Raw genomic sequence first — 18377 nt, 5'->3', positions numbered from 1 at the left:
TCGGGCTCGACTCGCTCATGGCGAACCGGATCCGCGAAGCCGTCCGCCGGGAGCTCGGCACCGAACCCGACGGCGAATGAGTCATTCGCGACCTCCGGGGCCGCGGCTGCACCCGGGAGGCGCCGGCGATCACGGTCCCAGCGCGGCGGGCGACTCGGCGTCCGGGATCAGCAGCCGGGGCGCGCCCGAGCCGTCGGCCGGGACCGACCAGACGTCCGCGTGGCCCGGGCCGTGGGACAGGCCGTAGCCGATCGTGTGGTCGTCGAGCCAGGCCGGCTGGTCGTCCACGCTGCGGGTCTCGGCCAGCGGCGTCACCTTCGAAGCCGCGAGATCCAGCACCGACAGCCGCCACCCGCGCGCCGGGTCGCCGTCCACAGCGGACTTGAACGCCACCCGCGTCCCATCGGGGGACAGCGAAGGGCACTCGACGTTCTCGCGCAGCGTGCGGATCGTGTGCGCGGCGAAGTCGCCCGCGACCAGGTAACGGTGGCCGGACGTCGACATCGTCGCGTAGAAGTGGCGGTCGTCGCGGGTGAACGTGACGCCCCAGAAGTTGAGGTCGGCCGCCTGGTACGGCCGGCCGTCGAGGGTCACCGCGTAGTCCTCCAGGGTGCCCGCGAGGTCGCCGGTCGCCGTGTCGAGGATGCCGGCGCGGGTGGAGAACATCCCGCCGTTGTATGAGTCGCCGGTGACGAACACCGTCCACGCGAGCATCCGGCCGCTCGCCGACACCCGCGCCCGGTTCGGCAGCCCGACCAGCGGGATCTCCCGCCGCACCGCCAGCCCGGTGTCCAGCACCGCCAGCTGGTAGGTGGTCAGGTCGCCGTCCTGGCGCAGGCAGAGCCCGGTGCCGCCGGCGGCGTACACCCGCGCGCACGACAGCGGCGACACCGTCCGCGGGCCGCCGGGGTCGGACGCGGACACCGTGGCGACGTGCCCCCGGTCGGCGTCGGCGGTGCTGCGGAACAGCAGCCGCGGACCGGGGGCGAGGCTGACCGCGCCGGTCGCGGTGACGTCGTGGCCGCGCGCGCTCGCGAACCCGACGTACGCGACCGCGGCCCCGGCGAGCACGAGCACGCCGACGACCGCGATGAGGATCCGCGTCTTCACGCCTTCACCTTCGGCAGTACCGCGAAGGTCGCCGCGATCGCGACCACGGCTCCGCCCGCCGCGACGGCGATCGCGCGATCCGCGCCCCAGAACTGCCAGGCGAGTCCGAACAGGACGGACGAGGCGAAGTACGCCAGCGCTTGCGCGGTCTGCACCAGCGAGATCCCCGTGGTGCGCAACGACTCCGGCAGCAGCGGGCCGGCGAGGGCCATGAGGACGCCGTCGGTCGCCGCGTAGAACGCGCCGTACAACGCGAGCGACAGCGCGAACAGCGGCCACCCGGTCACCGGCCCGGCCAGCAGCAGGTAGACCAGCGCGAGCGCGCCGTACCCGCCGAGCACCACCGGCAGCCGCCCGACCCGGTCGGCGAGCGCGCCCAGCGGCGCGGCGAGCAGCAGGTAGCTGAGGTTCGTGCCGACGGCGAGCAGCGGGAACCAGCCGGTGGCGATGTCCTCCTTGTGCTGCAGCAGCAGGTAGACGAACCCGTCGCCGACCGTGGCCAGCCCGAGCACGCACGCGGCCACCAGGAGGCGCCGAACGCCGCTGCCGCGCAGCAACGCGGCCGCCGCCCGCGGCGAGACCGGCGTCGCGGTGGCTTTCGGCGTGCGGCGGTCGCGGACGAACAGCACCAGCAGCAGCACTCCGATCGCGGCGATGCAGAAGCTGACGACGAACACGGCGTCGAACGCCTCGGGGTCGGCCGCGCCGACGGCGGCCAGCACGGCGAGCGCGACCAGCGGCCCGGCGAACGCGCCCATGCTGTCCATCGCGCGGTGCACGCCGAACGCCCGCCCGAGCAGCGGTTCCGGGGCCGACAGCGTGATCAGCGCGTCCCGCGGAGCCGTCCGCAGACCCTTGCCGGTGCGGTCGAGCGTGATCACCGCGCCGATCGCCGTCGCCGACGACCCGGCCACGAGCAGGCCGAGCTTCATCACCGCGGACAGCGCGTAGCCGGCGCCGGCCACGACCTTGCGCCGCCGGACCCGGTCGGCGACGTACCCGCCGGCGATCCGCAGCAGCGCCGTCGCGCCGGTGTAGAGGCCGTCGACCAGGCCGTACGCGGCGGGGCTCAGGTGCAGGCCGAGGACCAGGTACACCGGCAGGACCGCGGTGACCATCTCGGAGGAGACGTCGGTGACGAGGCTGACGGCACCCAGCGCGAAGACGTTCGCGCCGACCGCCGAGAGCTTGCGCCGGGACACCGTCCCGGCGTGCTCTCGGCGGCCGATGGTGGACAGGTACACGTGGTTACTGCCAGACGTCGAGGATCGGCGACTTGCTCGCGGCGTTGCCGATGCCGGGCAGGCCGTACGCCGCCTCGATGGTGCGCAGCACCGTGTAGTGGTTGATCGTTTCGCTGTAGCTGCCGACCTTCACTTTCGCGCCGGTGAAGGTGGTGAAGATCTGGTTGACCGAGGTGTTGCTGTCCTCGTCGAACGTGGTGATCAGCAGGCTGTTGTGCGTCTTGGCCCACTGGGCGTAGGCGTCGAGGTTCTTCTTCAGCCACGTGTCGCCGGTGCCGATGCTGCAGTCGTGCATGTCGTTGCACATGTCGGGGGTCACGAAGGCGACGGTCGGCAGCTGGGTGAAGTCCGAGGGGAAGCTCGAGAACCGGACGTTGCTCGCGGCGGGGACGTTGGAGAAGTCGACCCAGCTGTTGTGCTTGCGGCGGTAGGTGCCGCTGGAACAGCCGGTGTAGCCGTCCGAAGGCATGGCTTCGGAGTAGCCCTTGAAGGTCTTGCCCGCGTCGATCAGCTGACGGCCGAGGTTCGCCTTCGCGCCGAGGTTGGCCGGGCAGCTGTCGTCGGTGACGCCCTGCGTCGCGCCGGAGAAGAGGGCGACGTAGTTGGGCTGGCTCGGGTGGGTGATCGCGAAGGAGTTCGTGAACTTCGCGCTCTGCGAGGCGAGGGTGTTGAAGTAGGGCGCGCTGGAACTGCCGTTGATCGAGGAGTACTTCTTGTTCTCGAACATGACGAGGACGATGTGGTCGAACGCCGGCACGGCCGCGGCGGTCGGCCGGACGGCGGCCGGTTCGCCGGTTCCGGTGACGGCGGCGGTGACCGCACCGGCGGTGACCAGGGCGGCCGCGGCGAACGCGGCGAAGATCCGCTTCCGGATCATGGGTCCTCCAGCACTGAGGGGGTGGGCGCCTCATGGTGCCCACGGCAGGGGACCGGTTCGTGAGGTGCTGTGGTCCGGTTCGTGAACACCAGGAAACCTCCGGCGGACAACGGAAAGAGTGGGTGAATGGCTTTCCGGTGTCAACCTCCTTTGGTTGGTGCGCCAGGGCTTTGACAGGTCGTTCCCAGCTCGTTCAAAGGAACGGCGCCGACACTCGGTGCCATGGAACCCACCACCCCGGCCGGACCCGCCCGCCGCGAGCAGGGTCGCCGCAAGGCCGCGCTGGCCACGGCGGCCGCCGCGGTACTGGGCGCGGCCGCAGCAGGCGCCATCGGCTTCGGCCTCTCGACGGCTTCGGCCACGACCTCGGATTCGACCTCCACCTCCGATTCCACCGACTCGACCGGCACCCAGGACCAGCTTCAGGCGCCCGACAGCGGCTTGAGCAGCGGATCCGGCCACGCGCACACCGGTTCGGGGGCGTCATGACGACGGCGTTCCCGGCCCTGGGCACGACGGCCGAGCTGATCGTCACGGATCCCACCCGGCTGGGGGAGGCGGTCGCCCTGCTGCGGGAGGAACTGGCGGCGATCGACGCGGCGTGCAGCCGGTTCCGGCCGGACTCGGAGATCTCGCGGCTGCACGAGGCAGCCGGGCGGGAGGTCCGCGTGGGGCCGTTGCTCGCGGAGGCGCTGAAGGTGGCGTTGCGCGCGGCGCGGTTGACGGACGGATTGGTCGACCCGACGGTGGGGGCGGCGGTGTGCGCGCTGGGCTACGACGGTGATTTCGCTTCGGTTGCCGCTGAACGGAACACCGCGGCTTCGGAGGTCGCGAATGACTCATCGGGGACCTCCGAAGTCCCGAATGAGTCATTCGCGACACCGGCGGCTCCCGCGCCCGGCTGGCACCGGATCCTCTTCGACCCCGCCCGGCGGCTCGTCGTCCTCCCGCGAGGCGTGCACCTCGACCTCGGCGCGACCGCCAAGGCTCTCGCCGCCGACCGGGCCGCCCGGCGAATCCACACCACCACCGGCTGCGGAGCGCTGGTGAACCTCGGCGGCGATCTGCGCGCCGCCGGGCCGCCGCCCCCCGGCGGCTGGCAGATCGCGCTCGGCGACGACCACGCGGACGCCGTCGCCCGGCCGGCCGCCACCGTCGCCCTCCACCGTGACGGCGCGCTCGCCACCTCGGGCACCACCCGGCGGCGCTGGCGCCACGGCGGCCGGACCGTGCACCACATCGTCGACCCGCGCACCGGCGACATCCCGGAAGCGCGCTGGCGCACGGTCACCGTCGCCGCGAAGTCCACTGTGGACGCCAACACCGCGAGCACGGCGGCGATCGTCCTCGGCGGCGCCGCACCCGGCTGGCTCGAGCGGCGGAACCTCCCCGCACGGCTGGCCGGCGTGGACGGCGACGTCGTCACGACCCCCGGCTGGCCCGCGGAACGGGCGGCGGCATGAGCTCCGCGGTGTGGTACTTCAGCCGCGCGACCGGGCTCGTCTCGCTCGTGCTCTTCACCGGCGTCGTCGTCCTCGGCGCGCTCGGCGCCGGGCGGTTCGCCACGCGGGAATGGCCGCGGTTCGCCGTCGCCGCCGTGCACCGGAACCTGGCGCTGACCAGCCTGGCGTTCCTCGCGGCGCACATCGCGTCGGCCATCCTCGACGGTTACGTCTCGCTCGGCTGGCTCGACGTCGTGATCCCGTTCGGCGCCGGTTACCAGCCGCTGTGGGTCGGGCTCGGCGCCGTCGCGATCGACCTGCTGCTCGCGATCGTCGTCACCAGCCTGCTGCGCACCCGGCTGCCGGCGCGGGCCTGGCGCGCTGTGCACTGGCTGGCCTACCTGTGCTGGCCGGTCGCGCTGGTGCACGGCTTCGGCATGGCCGAAGACGACGCCGCCTACGGCTGGATCGTCGCGCTCGACGTCCTGTGCGTGCTGGCCGTGCTCGCTTCGGCGGGCTACCGCGCGACCCACGCCCGCAAGTTCGCTGCCCTGGGAGGCATCCGATGAGCATCCTGCCCCCGCACCGGCTGGACCTGGCCGGCCACCGGCGCCGCAACGGGGTCGTGCCGTGGGTCGCCTACCACGGCGACGACGGCCGCGACCGGCTGATCGCCGTCGTCGAAGCGGCGGACCTGCGCGGCCGCGGCGGCGCGGGCTTCCCGACGGCGGTGAAGCTGCGCGCGGCCCGGTCGAACCGCTCGGTCGTCGTCGCGAACGGGTGCGAAGGCGACCCGCTCAGCCGGAAGGACGTCGTGCTGCTCACGCTTTCGCCGCACCTCGTGCTCGACGGCCTGCAGCTCGCCGCCCACGCGACCGGCGCCGTCGAGGCCGTGCTCTGCGTGCACACCGGCAGCCCGGCGCTGCCGAGCGTCGCCGCGGCGCTCGCCGAACGCGAAGACCGGGTGCCGGTGCGGGTCGCGGAGGTCCCGCGCCGCTACGTCGCCAGCGAAGAGACCGCGCTCGTCCGGTACCTGACGTCGGGGGACGCGCGGCCGCTGGGCAAGCGGCCCCGGCCCGCCGAACGCGGCGTGCGCGGGCGGCCCACCCTGGTGTCCAATGTGGAGACACTGGCGCAGCTGGCGTCGGTGGTCCTGCTGGGGCCGAACCATTATCGCGCGTCCCGGACCGACCTCGTCACGGTGACCGGCGCGGTCCGGCGGCCCGGCGTCGTGGAGGTGGCCGAGGGGACGTCCCTGGCGGGGGTGCTGGCCGCGGCGGGCGGCGAAGCGGAACCGGTGCAGGCGGTGCTCGCCGGCGGAACGTGGACCTCGGACCTCGGCTCCGGCCTGTCCGGGATCGCCGCGGTCTACGCGCTCCCCGCGCGTGACTGCGGGCTGGCGTACACGGCGAAGGTGCTGGCGTTCCTGGCGGCGGAGTCGGCCCGCCAGTGCGGGCCGTGCACGTTCGGCCTGCCGTCGATCGCGGCGGACTTCGCGGAGCTGGTCCGCGGTGGCCCGGCGACGGCCCGGCTGGCCCGCCGCCTCCCGTTGCTGACCGGCCGCGGCGCGTGCGCCCACCCGGACGGCGCGGCGCGGCTCGCGGCCAGCGCGTTGGCGGTCTTCGACGCCGACGTCCGCACCCACGAGGCCGGCGGCCGGTGCCGGATCCCGGCGGGTGTCGCATGAAGGTGACAGTGGACCCGATCGGGTGCAGCGCGCACGGGTTGTGCGCGGACCTCCTGCCGGAACTGGTGCGCCTCGACGAGTGGGGCTATCCGGTGGTGGCGCCGGGCGCGGTGCCGGCGGAACTGGTGGCCGAGGCGCGGCGCGCGGCCGCGGCGTGCCCGGCGCTGGCGTTGCGGCTGCGGAAGGACCGAGAGGCGCGATAATCCGGTCGTGCCGCCGTCCGCGAGCCGTTAGCCTCCGGCACCATGGACGGCAAGCTCATCGACCGGATCCGCGGGGCCCGGCGGGTCGCCGCGTTGACCGGCGCGGGCATCTCCACCGCGTCCGGGATTCCCGACTACCGCGGCCCCGATGGCGTCTGGACGCGCACGCCGAGCGCGGTGAACGCCTTCACCCTCGAGAACTTCATGGCCGACGCCGGCGTGCGCCGCGAATTCTGGCGCGCGTACCGGGGGCACGCCGCGTGGCGCGCCGAGCCGAACGCCGCCCACCGCGCGCTGGCGGAGCTCGACAGCGCGGGCGTCGCCGTCCGGGTGCTCACCCAGAACGTCGACGGCCTGCACCAGCGGGCCGGGCTCGCCGAGCGCAAGGTTCTCGAGCTGCACGGCAGCATGCACACCACGCGGTGCACCGGCTGCGCGGCCGGGTTCCCGACCGCCGATGTCCTCGAAGCGGGCGAGGACGACCCGTCGTGCCGGCACTGCGGCGGGATCCTCAAGCTCGACGTCGTCCTTTTCGGACAGTTGCTCGACGGCGAAGTCCTCGGGCACGCGCGGAACATCGCGGCGGCGAGCGGCCTGTTCTTCGCGATCGGCAGCACGCTGCAGGTGGAGCCGGCGGCGTCACTGTGCACGGTCGCCGTGCGGGCCGGGGCGACGCTGGTCGTCGTCAACCGCGACCCGACGCCGTACGACGACGATGCCGCGTTCGTGCTGCGGGACGACATCGAGGCCGTCGTCCCGGAACTCTGCGCGGCGGTGCGGCCGTGATCCGCGAAGCCCGCGCCGAGGACTGGCCCGCCATCTGGCCGATCATCCACGACGTCGTCACCGAGCGGCAGACGTTCCCCTACGACCCGGCGATGACCGAGCGCGACGCCCGGGAGATGTGGCTGCGCGACCCGCCGGCCCGCGTGGTCGTCGCCCTCGACGGCGACCGGGTGACCGGCACGGCGAACATGTACGCCAACCGACCGGGGCCGGGCAGCCACGTCGCCTCCGGCAGCCTGATGGTGGCGAAGGAGGCACGCGGCACGGGTGTCGGGCGGGCGCTCACGACGGACCTGATCGCTTGGGCCCGGCGGAGCGGGTTCGCGGCGATCCAGTTCAACGCGGTCGTCGACGTGAACGTGGCCGCGGTCCGGCTGTACGAGAGCTTGGGGTTCGTGACGCTCGGAACGGCGCCCGGAGCCTTCCGCCACCCGGTCGCCGGGGACGTCGGGCTGCGCATCATGTGGCTGGACCTGCGGTGACCCGCCCGCCGAACCGCCAGGTGTGGACTTCGACGGCCGCGTACCGGTCCGCGGTGAGGACGGTACGCGCCGCGGTGGGAGCGGCCGCTCTGACCAGCGCGGCGGTGCCGAGCCAGGTGGCGCCGTCGTCGGACAGGAGCGGTCCGTAGGCGATGAGGTCGTGCCCCTCCGGGCGCCCGACGTCGACGGGTGGCCCCTCGGCGAGGCCGAGGACCAGGAAGCCGGACGGCTCGCCGGGGGACTCCCACATGGTGGTGCCGAGGGTGTTGCGCCACCGGCGCAGCAGGACGTCGCGGTAGCCCCCGGCCTGGTAGGTGGGCTCGTCGAAGGCGAACGCGCGGGCGGCGGCCGGGTCCGGCAGGTCGAGGACGTGCACACTGCCGGTCGGGGTGCCGTCGGCGGCCAGGGTCGGGCCGCGGGCGATCATCCGGTCGGCGAACCGGTCCAGGTACGACCAGTGCGCTTCCAGCGTTTCCGGCCGCAGCGCCGAAGACCCGGGGCGGTCGCGGTGGTAGCAGAAGAACTCCACGCTCAGGCGCCGCCGCCGACCAGCCGGCAGCAGCCGGCCCGGCAGTCCGCCAGGCTCTCCGCCGCCTTGGTGCGGACGCGGTGCAGTGCGGCGATCCGTTCGTCCAGCCGGGCGACGACCGCCTCCAGGCGCCGGCGCTCGGTCTCGCAGGTGGCGTCGCCGGTGTCGTGGGCGCGCAGGGCGTCGGTCACCTCGTCGAGGGTGAAACCCAGGTCCTGCAACGCTTTCGCCGAACGGATCCGGTCGGCCGCCGACGCGGGGAACACCCGGTAGCCGCTGGGGCGCCGGGCCACTTCGCCGATCTTCACGGGCTTCTCCCTTGACTCTGGAGTCAGGTCCAGACTCTAGGCTCGAAACGTCCTTGTCGACAAGGAAGCTGACATAGACATCGCCGTCGAAGACGGGCAGGTGTGCTGGAACGTCGCCGTGCCCGATACCGAAGCCGCCGAAGCGGTGCTCGAGGACTTCTACGCCCTCGCTTGATCAATCGGATTCCGGCAGTTCTTCGGCGAGGATGGTGTCGATCTTCCGGCTCGCGGTCCGCAATTTCGCCACGCCCGCGACGAGCAGCACGAACGCGGCGGCGGGCACCGCCAGCAGCGCGGGCGGCCATCCGAGCGCGAAGACCGCAGCGGCGCACAACAGGGCCGTGATCAGGAAAACTGCCCGGCCGGCGACCCGCGGCCAGGCGGGACCCGGCTTGGCGTGCCGGCCGCTCGGTGTGCGGAAAACCGGCCGCGCGAGGGCAGCGTGGACACTCATCCAGACCTCCGGGGGATGCTCGTCGAACCGGCCGGGAGGGGATTCCCGGCGGCGGCACCGTGGAGTGAGTCGGCCCGGACCGGCCTTCGGTTACCTGCCGTTATTGGTTCGAGTCCCAATTCACGGAATCGAATTACCCGCCATTCCCGGCCCTTTTCGGCACCAGGGCCGTTGGACCCGGATTGGCGCGCCGGAGGTCCCGCTCACGAGTCGTGGCCGGGACCCTTGCCCTTGGTCTTGCCGGGCGGGTTGGTCTTCGGGGGCTTGCCGGGTGGCTTCGCCGGCTCCTCGTGCGGGCTGTCGTGCGTCACGGCGGCGGGTTCGAGCGACGCGGCTTCGCTGGTGCCGGGCTGCGTGCCGGAACCACCGGTCCCGGCGGGCCGCGACGTGCCCGGCGCGGAGGTCCCGGACTCGGCGAGCGGGCTGGACGACGACGGGGTGACGGAAGGGGCGGGAGAGTTCGCGGCGGGCGGCTGCGCGGGTGAACCGGTCCCGGTTTCGTGCTGGGTGAGAAGCAGGGCGGCCACGGCCGCAACGGCGGCGACGCTCAGCCCGGCTACGGCGGCCAAGCGCCGGCGCCCCGGGGCTTCGGCGGCGGGAGAGGCGACGTGGGTCGGGGCATCGGCGAGCCGGCCGGGGATGGTCGCGTCGTGCCCCGCGGCGCCGAGTTCGCCTCGCGCCGGGCTGAAGCCCGCGATTGCATCGGGCCCTGCGGCGCCGAGTTCGCCTGGCGCTGGGCCGGAGCCCGCCGCCGCACCGTGTCCCGTGGCGCTCAGTTCGCCTCGTGCTGGGCCGGGGCCCGCGGCTGCCGCGCGCTCTGTGGCGCCGAATTCATCTCGCGCTGGGCCGTGGCCCACCGCCGCACCGTGCCCCGCGGCGCCGAGTTCGCTTCCCGCCGCGCCTGCGCCCGCCGCCGCATCGTGGCCCCCGGCGCGCAGCTCGCCTCGCGCCGGGCTGAAAGCCTCCGTCACGTCGGGCGGCTCCGCAGCCGCACCCGCCCCGGCGGCAATTCCCGCGGCCGGGCGGCGGCGCCAGCGGGGGCTGCGCTGCGTCCTGCTCCACGGCAATGTCGGCGGCGGCGCGTGCAGCATGTCCAGCACCTTCGCCGCCGTCGGGCGGTCGGCCGGCTCGCGCTGCGTCATCCGGCGCAACGTGTACGCCAACGTCGCCGGTGCGTCCTCCGGGATGCGGGGTGGTCTCGTCAGCCGGGCCATGGCCGCCTCGACCATGGTGCCCGGGTACTCCCGCTGGCCCGTCAGGCATTCCAGCAGGATCAAGCCCAGCGCGTACACGTCCGCCGGCGGGCCGGCCGGCTCGCCCGACACCTGCTCCGGCGCCAGGTACGCCGCCGTGCCCGGGATCAGGCCCGTGCCCGTGATGTGCGTCGTGTCGAGGGCGTGGGCGATGCCGAAGTCGCCGATCAGGGGACCGTCCGCGGACAGGAACACGTTGGCCGGCTTCAGATCGCGGTGCACGATGCGCCGCGCGTGGACGTGGGCCAGTGCCTCGGCGAGCCCGTCCGCCAGCGCCGTCACGTCCGCCGCCGGCAGCGGGCCGCCCAGCAGGCGCTCGGCGAGGTTCTCGCCCTCGACGAGCTGCATCACCAGGTACGTCCGGCCGTTCTCGGTGCCGCTGTCCAGCAGCGCCACCACGCCCGGGTGGCTGATGCTGCCCTGGATCGTCATCTCGCGCAGCCGACGCCGCTGGTCGAGCGCCACCGCGTCGCGGTCGTAGATCTTGACGGCGACCTCGCGGGTCAGCCGCACGTCGTAGGCTCGGTACACGCGGGCCGTGCCGCCGCTGCCGATCAGCCTGCCGACTTCGTAGCGCCCGCCCAGCAAACCCGGCGGCCGCTCGTCGTCGAGGGCGCTGCGCGGGGTGATGGTGAACTCACCCATCGCGTAACGGCCACAGGTGACCTCGGCCCCGTCGTCAGTCGGCGGGCGCCCCGTTCTCCCGGCTTCGTCGGCCACGGGCGCCAGGTACCCCGGCTCCGTGACCGGCAAACGTCGGAAGATCACGAAGAAAGTATCGTCCGGGGGCCCGCCGACGTGACAGTCAGGGCCGTGCGAACGCGTCCACGCCCGTGAGCTGCGCCGACAGCGTCCACAGGCGCGCGGCCTGCTCGCGCTCGACGGCGTACCGGCGGACACCCGAAGCCGCGAGGCCCTCGGCGTCCTCCGGCGCGAGCTCGGCGACGTCGCAGTCCTCCAGGTACAGCCCGCCGAGCCCGGCCAACTGCGGCGAGGTGGCCGCCCAGACCGTGGTCGCCGCGCCCTGCTCGGGCGTCTTGAACTCCATCAGGTAGTTCCCGGCCTCGTCGATCCAGCCGCGTTCGATCATTTCCGCCCGCGGCAGGTGCCGCTGCAGCGGCGTCATGATGCCGCCCGGGTGCAGCGCGAACGCGTGGACACCCTTCTCGGCGCCCAGCCGGTCGAGCTGCACGGCGAACAGCACGTTCGCGGTCTTGGCCTGCCCGTAGGCCTGCCACTTCTCGTAGCCGGTCTCGAACTGGACGTCGTCCCAGCGGATCGGGGAGTAGTGGTGGCCGCGCGAGGACAGCGAGACCACGCGGGCGCCCTCGGCGATCGCCGGCCACAGCCGGTTGACCAGCGCGAAGTGGCCGAGGTGGTTGGTGGCGAACTGGGCCTCCCAGCCGGGCCCGACCCGGGTCTCCGGGCAGGCCATGATGCCGGCGTTGGCGATGAAGAGGTCGATCTCACGCCCGGTCGCCAGGAACCGGTCGGCGAACGCGCGGACGCTCTCGAGGTCGCCCAGGTCCAGCTCGCCGACCTCGGTGTTCTCGATTCCGGCGAGCGCTTCCTCGGCGGTCTCGCGGCGGCGGGCCGGGACGACGACGTGGGCGCCGGCGCCGGTGAGCGCGCGGGTGGTTTCGAGGCCGATCCCGGAGTACCCGCCGGTGACGACGGCGAGCTTCCCGGTGAGGTCGGCGCCTGCGACGGCTTCGGCGGCCGTGGTGGTGGCGCCGAAGCCCGAACCGATCTTGTGCTGTGCTGTGGTCATGGTTCCGACGCTACGAGTTGGAGTGCGCTCCAGCGCAAATCGCGGCCGGGGCCGAATCGGGGGACAATCGGGAGCGGAGGCACTGCCGAGGCGAGGGAAGGCCGTGATGTCCGAGTACTACGGGAACCAGCCGCAGGACGTCCGCCCGGGGATCGACGCGCGCCGGCTGTGGGCGGGCGGCGTGGCGACGGCGGTGGTCGCGGCCCTGCTCGCGGTCGTCGGCCTGCTGATCGCCCGCGGGATCTTCGAGGTCGAAGTGCTCGCCCCAAAAGGCGAGGGCGTCTGGGGCAACGCGAGCACCACGACGTACGCGCTGGTCGCCGCCGCGGTGGCCCTGCTCGCCACCGGGCTGATGCACCTGCTGAGCGTGGCGACGCCGGCGCCGTCCCAGTTCTTCGGCTGGATCATGGTGCTGGTGACGTTGATCGCCGTGGTGCTGCCGCTGACCCTGACGGTCGCACCGAGCGCGAAGATCGCCACGGCGGTGATCAACCTGGTGATCGGCCTGGTGATCGCCGCGGTGGTGAACAGTATGGCGGCCAGCGCCCGCACGCTGCACCGGCGGCGCAGCCAGCAGAGCGCCGCGCCCCCGCCGCCGACCCGGCAGCAGTGGACCCAGCAGGACCCGCCGACCCGGTACTACGACCGGTGACCGTCGTGGACATCGCGGAGACCAACCGCCGGGTGATCGAGCAGTTCCGCGCGGGCGGCGAGGTCGAGGGCATGCACCGCGAGCGGCTGGCGCTGCTCACGACGACGGGCCGGCGCACCGGCGAGCCCCGGACGGTCCCGATGATGGTCCACCGCGACGGCGACCGGTGGCTGGTGGTGGCGTCCAACATCGGCGCGCCCCGGCACCCGGACTGGTACCTCAACCTCGAGGCGGATCCGCGGGTGCACGTCGAGCTGGACGGGCGGGAGTTCGACGCCGAGGCGCTGCCACTGCTCGGGGCGGACTACGTCCGGACGTGGACGGAGCTGGAGAAGGAGTATCCGTTTTTCGCGGACCACCAGGCGAAGGCACGCCAGGCCAAGCGGGCGATCCCGATCGTGGAACTGTCCGAAGAGGAGTGATCCAGTCCTCTTCGGACGGTCCTACTTGCTCGCCACCCGGCGGTACCGGGCCGTCGCCAGCGGGGCGAAGATCGCGATGATCGCCACGCAGCACAGGATCGAATACAGGGCCGCGTTCTCCGCCGGCCAGCCCGTCTGCGGGGCGCCGAACTTGTTCCCGAACAGGTCACGGGTCGCGTTGATCACCGCCGTGAACGGGTTCCAGTCCGCGATCGCCTTCAGGAACGCCGGGAGCGTGTCGGTCGGGACGAACGCCGAGGAGATGAAGCTCAGCGGGAACATCCAGATCAGCCCGGCGCTCTGCGCCACCTCGACGCTGCGCGCGGCCAGGCCGATCAGCGCGCCGACCCAGGACAGCGCCCACGCGAACATCAGCATCACCAGGTAGCCGAGCAGCGCGTCCCAGAAGCTGCCGCGGATGCGCCAGCCCACCAGCAGCCCGCACAGCGACATCACGACCAGCGCCACCACGCTGACCACCAGGTCCGACGTCGTGCGGCCGAGGACCACCGCGACCCGGGACATCGGCAGCGAGCGGAACCGGTCGATGATGCCCTTCTGCAGGTCGTTGGCGAAGCCGATGACCGTGAACGCCGAGTTGAACGCCACCGTCTGGGCGAAGATCCCGGCGATCAGGAACTCGCGGTACGCCGCGCCGCCCGCTTCGCCGCCGATCGCGTTGCCGAAGACGTACGCGAACAACAGCACGAACATGATCGGCTGCAGCGTCGCCGCCATCAGCCAGTCGGGGTTGCGGCGGACGTTCATCAGGTTGCGCCAGGTGACGATGCCGCCGTCGGAAATGCCTTTTGCGAGCGCGTTCACTTCGCCGCCTCCTCAGCCGAGGCACCGTGGCCGGTCAGGGACAGGAAGACGTCGTCCAGGGTCGGGCGGTGCAAGCCGACGTCCTGGACCGTGATGCCGTGGGAGTCGAGCCGCCGCAACGCCTCGATCAGCGCCTTCGGGCCGGTGTCGACCAGGATCTCGGCCCGCCGCGTGTGGTCGTCGCCGGACGGTTCACCCGTGCCGACCTCGCGCAGGACGTCCAGCGTCACCGGCAGGTCCGCGGCCGAGGCGACGACCAGTTCCAGGCGCTCGCCGCCAATCTGGGCCTTCAGCTCGTCCGCCGTGCCGCGCGCGATCACCCGGCCGTGGTCGATCACCACGATCGAGTCGGCGAGCTGGTCGGCCTCCTCGAGGTACTGCGTCGTCAGCAGCACGGTCGTGCCGTCGGCCACGAGCTCCTTGATGACGGCCCAGGTGTCGAGGCGCCCGCCCGGGTCGAGGCCCGTGGTCGGCTCGTCCAGCACGACGACGGTCGGCTCGGCGACCAGCGCGCCGGCCAGGTCGAGCCGGCGGCGCATGCCCCCGGAGTAGCCCTTCGCCGGCCGGTCGGCGGCCTCTTCGAGCCGGAACCGCGTCAGCAGCTCCCGGGCGCGCGTGCGGGCCGCGGCCTTCTTCCGGCCGTAGAGCCGCCCGACCATATAGAGGTTCTCGAACCCGGTGAGGTTCTCGTCGACGGCCGCGTACTGGCCGGACAGCCCGATCCGCTGCCGCACCTCGTCCGGCTCGGCCAGTACGTCGTACCCGGCCACGTGCGCGGACCCCGAGTCCGGGCGCAGCAGCGTGGTCAGGATGCGCACGGTGGTGGTCTTCCCGGCGCCGTTCGGGCCGAGCAGGCCGAGCACCTGCCCGGCCGGGATGTCGAGGTCGACGCCGTCGAGCGCGCGCGTCGAACCGTAGGTCTTCACGAGCCCGCGTACCCGGACGGCGACGTCCGGTCCCGGCTGTGGCATGGTGGCTCCCCCTTCAGGTGACCCCGACAAGCTAGGCCACCCTGCCCGATTTGTCCTCCGGGTTTATCCCTGAGCCGCCGAAAGCGTGACGGCGAACTCCGGCGGCGTCCGCAGCGACTGGAAGACGACGCAGTAGCGCTCGGTCAGCTTCTTGAGCGTCGCCAGCTCGTCCTCGCCGGCGTCGGTGTCCAGGTCGAACGAAAGCCGGATGGCGCGGAAGCCCACCGGCGCGTCCTTCGCGACGGCCAGCGTGCCGCGGAAGTCGAGGTCGCCCTCGGCCCGGACGCGCCCGCCGCGGACCTCGAGACCCAGCGACGTCGCGACGGCCCGCAGCGTCACGCCGGCGCAGGCGACGAGCGCTTCGAGCAGCATGTCCCCCGAACAGGCGAGGGTGCCGTCGCCGCCGGTCGCCGGGTGCAGCCCGGCCTCGACGACCGCGCGGCCGGTCTCGACCTTGCAGGAGATGCCGAGGCCGTCCAGTTCGGCGTCGGCGTGCAGCGTCACGAGCGCGCTCTCCGGCTGCTCGCGGTACTTGTCCTTCAGCGGGGCCTGGGTCGCGCGCAGCTCTTCGGTGTCCATGCGCCGATTCTGCTCCGGAAAACACCGAAGCGGGGAGACCGTGGTCTCCCCGCTTCAGTGGTTCAGCTTCAGCTCAGCGTCACAGCCACGTCGTCGATGACGAACGAGGTCTGCAACGAGCTGTCCTCGGTGCCGGTGAACTTCAGCGCGAGGGTGCCGCCGGCCGCCGACGAGACGTCGATGGTCTTGAGCGCGTACCCGGACGCCTTGTTCAGGTTGGAGTAGCTGCCCAGCGTCGTGCTGCCGTTGGTGACGGTCAGCTTGTCGTAGGCGGTGGAGGAGGTCGTCTCCGCGGTGTCGATGTGCAGGTAGAACGTCAGGCTGGCGTGGCAGCCCGCCGGGATGCTCACCGACTGCGCGATCGACTCGGTGTGCGTGGTGCCGTAGCCGTCCAGCCAGGACGAGTACGTGCCACCGTGGGCGGCCTGGCCCTGCGAACCCCACTGGCCGATGGAGCCGGTGGTGCCGGTCCAGCTGGTCGCGCCGGACTCGAAGCCGCCGTTGGCGATCTTCTGGCCGGAGCAGCCGCCGGTGGTGCCGACCGTCCACGAGAACGACGCCGTGCCGGTCTTGTTGGCCGCGTCCTTCGCCGTCACCGTGACGTTCGAGGTGCCCGCGGTGGTCGCGGTGCCCGAGATCGTGCCGGTGGAGGCGTTGATCGACAGGCCGGCCGGCAGGCCGGTGGCCGACCAGGTGTACGGCGCGGTGCCGCCGGAAGCCGACAGCGGCAGGTTGACCGAAGCGCCGGTCACGGTGGACTGGTTGCCCGGGTTGGACACGGTGACGGTGCCGGTCGCCGAGCAGGTCGGGTCGGCCGACTGCGCCGGCACGCTGATCGCGTCCCACGCCGCCTTGACGGTGTTGAACTCGGTGCAGCTGCCCGGGAACAGGTTCTTCGCCGCGGTCAGCGTCCAGGTGCGGTACTTCAGGTACGAGCTGCTGGTGGTCTTGAGCAGCATCGCGTTGTAGAAGATCTTCACCGCGGTCTGCACGCCGAGGCCGGTGATGGTGGAGCTGTTGCAGGTGCTGCTGGTCGGCTGCCCGTTGGTCGGGTTCGTGCCCTCGGCCAGCAGGTAGAACCAGTGGTTGCCGGGGCCGGCGGCCGCGTGCACCTCACCGTTGGGAACGCTGCTGTCGTAGCAGTTCTTGTCGCCCAGCGCCGAGGGGTTGTACATGTTGCGGATCGGGCCGGAGCCGACCAGGTTGACCTGCTCGCCGACGAGGAAGTCCGGCTGGTCGTAGGGCGCGGGCTCGTTCGCGAACCACTCGGTCGCCGCGCCGAAGACGTCCGCGACGAACTCCTGGGTGCCCGCACCCGAGATGCCACCCGGGGTGTGGTCGTCGATGCCGTGGCCGTGCTCGTGCGCGACGACGTCGATCGAGCCGATCCAGCCGCCGGCGGTGTTCTTGCCGATCTGGACCTGGCTGCCGTCGTAGTAGGCGTTCTGGTCGTTGAGGCCGACGCGGATCGGCCAGCCGCCGCCGTTGCCGTCGAAGCTGTTGCGGCCCAGCCACTGCGAGAGCATCTTGTTCTCGGTCTGGGCGGCGAACAGCGCGTCGACGCAGCCGGTCTCCCGGTTGCTGGCGGTGCCGTTGCCCCAGAGGTCGTCCGGCCCGCTGAAGGTGGTGTTGTTGGCCGCGTCCTGGCAGGACGTGTTGGTGATCGTGGGGTCCTTCAGCGAGTACGTGCTGCCCGAGTGCGTGGTGTCGAGGTGCACCGGGTTCGGGCCGTTCCACGCGCTGGTGCCGTCACCGTTGAGGACGTGCTCCTGCGTCTTGAGCACCTTGCCGGTGGTGGCGTCGACGATGACGTCGAGCCGGCTCGGGCCTTCGGCGTCGCGGCCGACGACGGTGCTCTTCCACGCCAGCGCCGGCGTGCCGAGCGCGTAGACGACCTGCTGCGCCGGGCTGACGCTGTCGACCGCGGACAGCTGCTGCCGCGCGGTCGCCTCGGCCGCGGCCTGGGAGACCTTCGCCGTCGTGGTGGCGAGGTCGATCGTCTGGTCCTGCGCGACGGAGGTGCCGAGCACCTGGCCGGTCGAGTCGGTCGCGACCACGAAGTCGCCACCCACCACGGCCAGGCCCTTGTAGCTGCGCTCGTACGGGATGTACTTCAGGCCGTTGGTGGCGGAAATCGCCTTCTGGGCCAGGAAAACGTCGTCCGCGCTCGCGTGCAGCGCGGCGGGCCTGCTCGCCACGAGCCCGGCCGCCGCCGACACGGCCAGGGTCTGGGCGTCCGGGACGGCGTTCGGGGTGACGGGCTGGGCCTGGGCGGTGGTGGTCGTGCACACCGCGGCGATGAGGGCGCCGCTCGCGGCCAAGACGAATGGACGTCTCAGTTGCATCGAAGGATCTCCTCCGGGCAGGGCGAACCGGCCCGGGGTCGAGCCGGGCCGAGAACGGGGACGACGGGGAAAAATGGTGCGGCTTAGCGGAAATCAGCATCCGGTGTGAAAGCGCCGTGAACAAGCGACGAACGTAGGAGTCTTATCGGGAAGTCGCAATACATCCCAAATAGGACATTCGACACCATTGGGATCGCGGTCGGCGACTATCCACAGAGGACTGATCGGAGATCACCGCCGTTCGGGCGATCTTCACTGCGTCCGACATGACGAAGGGCCCCTCCGCCGGGAATCGGCGAAGGGGCCCTTCGGTGCTACTGGCGTCAGGCGGTCTTCTCGCGCTTCGGGAGCTTCCAGCCCGGGCGCACGAAGTGGCACCGCAACGAGCGCAACCCTTATCCTACGTTGCCAGCGCGTGATGGCGGGGACTCGTGGGA

At 72.4% G+C, this 18377-nt stretch carries 21 protein-coding genes; 9 read left to right on the top strand and 12 right to left on the bottom strand.

What is annotated here, in order from left to right; translation table 11 throughout:
- Positions 1-129 precede the first annotated feature (129 nt).
- The 3 genes from ACWDN5_RS40275 to ACWDN5_RS40265 are packed head-to-tail and all read right to left on the bottom strand — an operon-like array spanning position 130 to position 3231.
- Positions 130-1110 (bottom strand): hypothetical protein, encoded by a 981-nt coding sequence (locus ACWDN5_RS40275; protein ID WP_449679973.1) that lies wholly within the window; start codon positions 1108-1110, stop codon positions 130-132.
- Positions 1107-2354: an MFS transporter gene (locus ACWDN5_RS40270; protein WP_449679972.1), complete on the bottom strand. Its 1248-nt coding sequence runs from the start codon at positions 2352-2354 to the stop codon at positions 1107-1109. Before ACWDN5_RS40270 ends, ACWDN5_RS40275 begins: the two co-directional genes overlap by 4 nt.
- A 4-nt stretch (positions 2355-2358) precedes the next feature.
- Positions 2359-3231, bottom strand: coding sequence for an alkaline phosphatase family protein (locus tag ACWDN5_RS40265; RefSeq protein ID WP_449679971.1), 873 nt, complete (start codon positions 3229-3231; stop codon positions 2359-2361).
- Positions 3232-3453: 222 nt separating this feature from the next.
- On the opposite strand from ACWDN5_RS40265, the gene ACWDN5_RS40260 reads away from it, so the two are divergent.
- Genes ACWDN5_RS40260 through ACWDN5_RS40230 form a run of 7 tightly spaced genes read left to right on the top strand, consistent with a single transcriptional unit; the run spans position 3454 to position 7831 of the window.
- The gene (locus ACWDN5_RS40260) at positions 3454-3720 is read left to right on the top strand and encodes a hypothetical protein (RefSeq protein ID WP_449679970.1); all 267 of its coding nucleotides are present in this window, start codon (positions 3454-3456) and stop codon (positions 3718-3720) included.
- The gene (locus ACWDN5_RS40255) at positions 3717-4694 is read left to right on the top strand and encodes an FAD:protein FMN transferase (RefSeq protein WP_449679969.1); all 978 of its coding nucleotides are present in this window, start codon (positions 3717-3719) and stop codon (positions 4692-4694) included. Before ACWDN5_RS40260 ends, ACWDN5_RS40255 begins: the two co-directional genes overlap by 4 nt.
- Positions 4691-5242, top strand: a complete 552-nt coding sequence (locus ACWDN5_RS40250) for a ferric reductase-like transmembrane domain-containing protein (protein ID WP_449679968.1) — start codon at positions 4691-4693, stop codon at positions 5240-5242. The genes ACWDN5_RS40255 and ACWDN5_RS40250 overlap by 4 nt, the downstream gene beginning before the upstream one ends.
- Positions 5239-6360, top strand: a complete 1122-nt coding sequence (locus ACWDN5_RS40245; RefSeq protein WP_449679967.1) for an NADH-ubiquinone oxidoreductase-F iron-sulfur binding region domain-containing protein — start codon at positions 5239-5241, stop codon at positions 6358-6360. Before ACWDN5_RS40250 ends, ACWDN5_RS40245 begins: the two co-directional genes overlap by 4 nt.
- The gene (locus ACWDN5_RS40240) at positions 6357-6563 is read left to right on the top strand and encodes a ferredoxin (protein ID WP_449679966.1); all 207 of its coding nucleotides are present in this window, start codon (positions 6357-6359) and stop codon (positions 6561-6563) included. The genes ACWDN5_RS40245 and ACWDN5_RS40240 overlap by 4 nt, the downstream gene beginning before the upstream one ends.
- Before the next feature lie 42 nt (positions 6564-6605).
- A complete protein-coding gene (locus tag ACWDN5_RS40235; protein WP_449679965.1) occupies positions 6606-7349 on the top strand; it encodes an SIR2 family NAD-dependent protein deacylase in 744 nt (247 codons plus the stop codon).
- On the top strand, positions 7346-7831 hold the full coding sequence (locus tag ACWDN5_RS40230; protein WP_310971465.1) for a GNAT family N-acetyltransferase: 486 nt from the start codon (positions 7346-7348) through the stop codon (positions 7829-7831). Before ACWDN5_RS40235 ends, ACWDN5_RS40230 begins: the two co-directional genes overlap by 4 nt.
- Here the strand turns inward: ACWDN5_RS40230 and ACWDN5_RS40225 are convergent.
- The 5 genes from ACWDN5_RS40225 to ACWDN5_RS40205 all read right to left on the bottom strand — a co-directional run bounded on the left by ACWDN5_RS40225 (position 7809) and on the right by ACWDN5_RS40205 (position 12146).
- The gene (locus tag ACWDN5_RS40225) at positions 7809-8360 is read right to left on the bottom strand and encodes a YciI family protein (RefSeq protein ID WP_449679964.1); all 552 of its coding nucleotides are present in this window, start codon (positions 8358-8360) and stop codon (positions 7809-7811) included. The two genes, ACWDN5_RS40230 and ACWDN5_RS40225, sit on opposite strands and share 23 nt — an antisense overlap.
- 2 nt (positions 8361-8362) lie before the next feature.
- The gene (locus ACWDN5_RS40220; protein ID WP_449679963.1) at positions 8363-8668 is read right to left on the bottom strand and encodes a MerR family DNA-binding protein; all 306 of its coding nucleotides are present in this window, start codon (positions 8666-8668) and stop codon (positions 8363-8365) included.
- Between the two features lie 175 nt (positions 8669-8843).
- Positions 8844-9122 (bottom strand): hypothetical protein, encoded by a 279-nt coding sequence (locus ACWDN5_RS40215; protein WP_449679962.1) that lies wholly within the window; start codon positions 9120-9122, stop codon positions 8844-8846.
- A 203-nt stretch (positions 9123-9325) separates the two neighbouring features.
- The gene (locus ACWDN5_RS40210) at positions 9326-11020 is read right to left on the bottom strand and encodes a serine/threonine-protein kinase (RefSeq protein ID WP_449679961.1); all 1695 of its coding nucleotides are present in this window, start codon (positions 11018-11020) and stop codon (positions 9326-9328) included.
- A gap of 160 nt (positions 11021-11180) precedes the next feature.
- A complete protein-coding gene (locus ACWDN5_RS40205) occupies positions 11181-12146 on the bottom strand; it encodes an SDR family NAD(P)-dependent oxidoreductase (protein WP_449679960.1) in 966 nt (321 codons plus the stop codon).
- A gap of 106 nt (positions 12147-12252) precedes the next feature.
- Here ACWDN5_RS40205 and ACWDN5_RS40200 point away from each other — a divergent pair, with 106 nt between their 5' ends.
- Positions 12253-12798, top strand: coding sequence for a DUF6069 family protein (locus tag ACWDN5_RS40200; RefSeq protein WP_310971471.1), 546 nt, complete (start codon positions 12253-12255; stop codon positions 12796-12798).
- Positions 12795-13220, top strand: a complete 426-nt coding sequence (locus ACWDN5_RS40195; protein WP_449679959.1) for a nitroreductase/quinone reductase family protein — start codon at positions 12795-12797, stop codon at positions 13218-13220. The genes ACWDN5_RS40200 and ACWDN5_RS40195 overlap by 4 nt, the downstream gene beginning before the upstream one ends.
- Before the next feature lie 21 nt (positions 13221-13241).
- Here the strand turns inward: ACWDN5_RS40195 and ACWDN5_RS40190 are convergent, their stop codons facing one another.
- The 4 genes from ACWDN5_RS40190 to ACWDN5_RS40175 form a co-directional block, all read right to left on the bottom strand.
- Entirely contained in the window at positions 13242-14045 is an 804-nt protein-coding gene (locus ACWDN5_RS40190) for an ABC transporter permease (protein WP_310971473.1), read from the bottom strand.
- Complete coding sequence (locus ACWDN5_RS40185; RefSeq protein ID WP_310971474.1) at positions 14042-15016, bottom strand: ATP-binding cassette domain-containing protein; 975 nt, start codon at positions 15014-15016, stop codon at positions 14042-14044. The genes ACWDN5_RS40190 and ACWDN5_RS40185 overlap by 4 nt, the downstream gene beginning before the upstream one ends.
- Positions 15017-15079: 63 nt before the next feature.
- Entirely contained in the window at positions 15080-15595 is a 516-nt protein-coding gene (locus ACWDN5_RS40180) for an OsmC family protein (RefSeq protein WP_310971475.1), read from the bottom strand.
- A 68-nt stretch (positions 15596-15663) separates the two neighbouring features.
- Positions 15664-17940, bottom strand: a complete 2277-nt coding sequence (locus ACWDN5_RS40175; RefSeq protein ID WP_449679958.1) for a M4 family metallopeptidase — start codon at positions 17938-17940, stop codon at positions 15664-15666.
- Positions 17941-18377: the final 437 nt, after the last annotated feature.

The organism is Amycolatopsis sp. NPDC003731, assembly GCF_053586895.1.
This window is presented reverse-complemented; position numbering and strand designations above follow the sequence as displayed.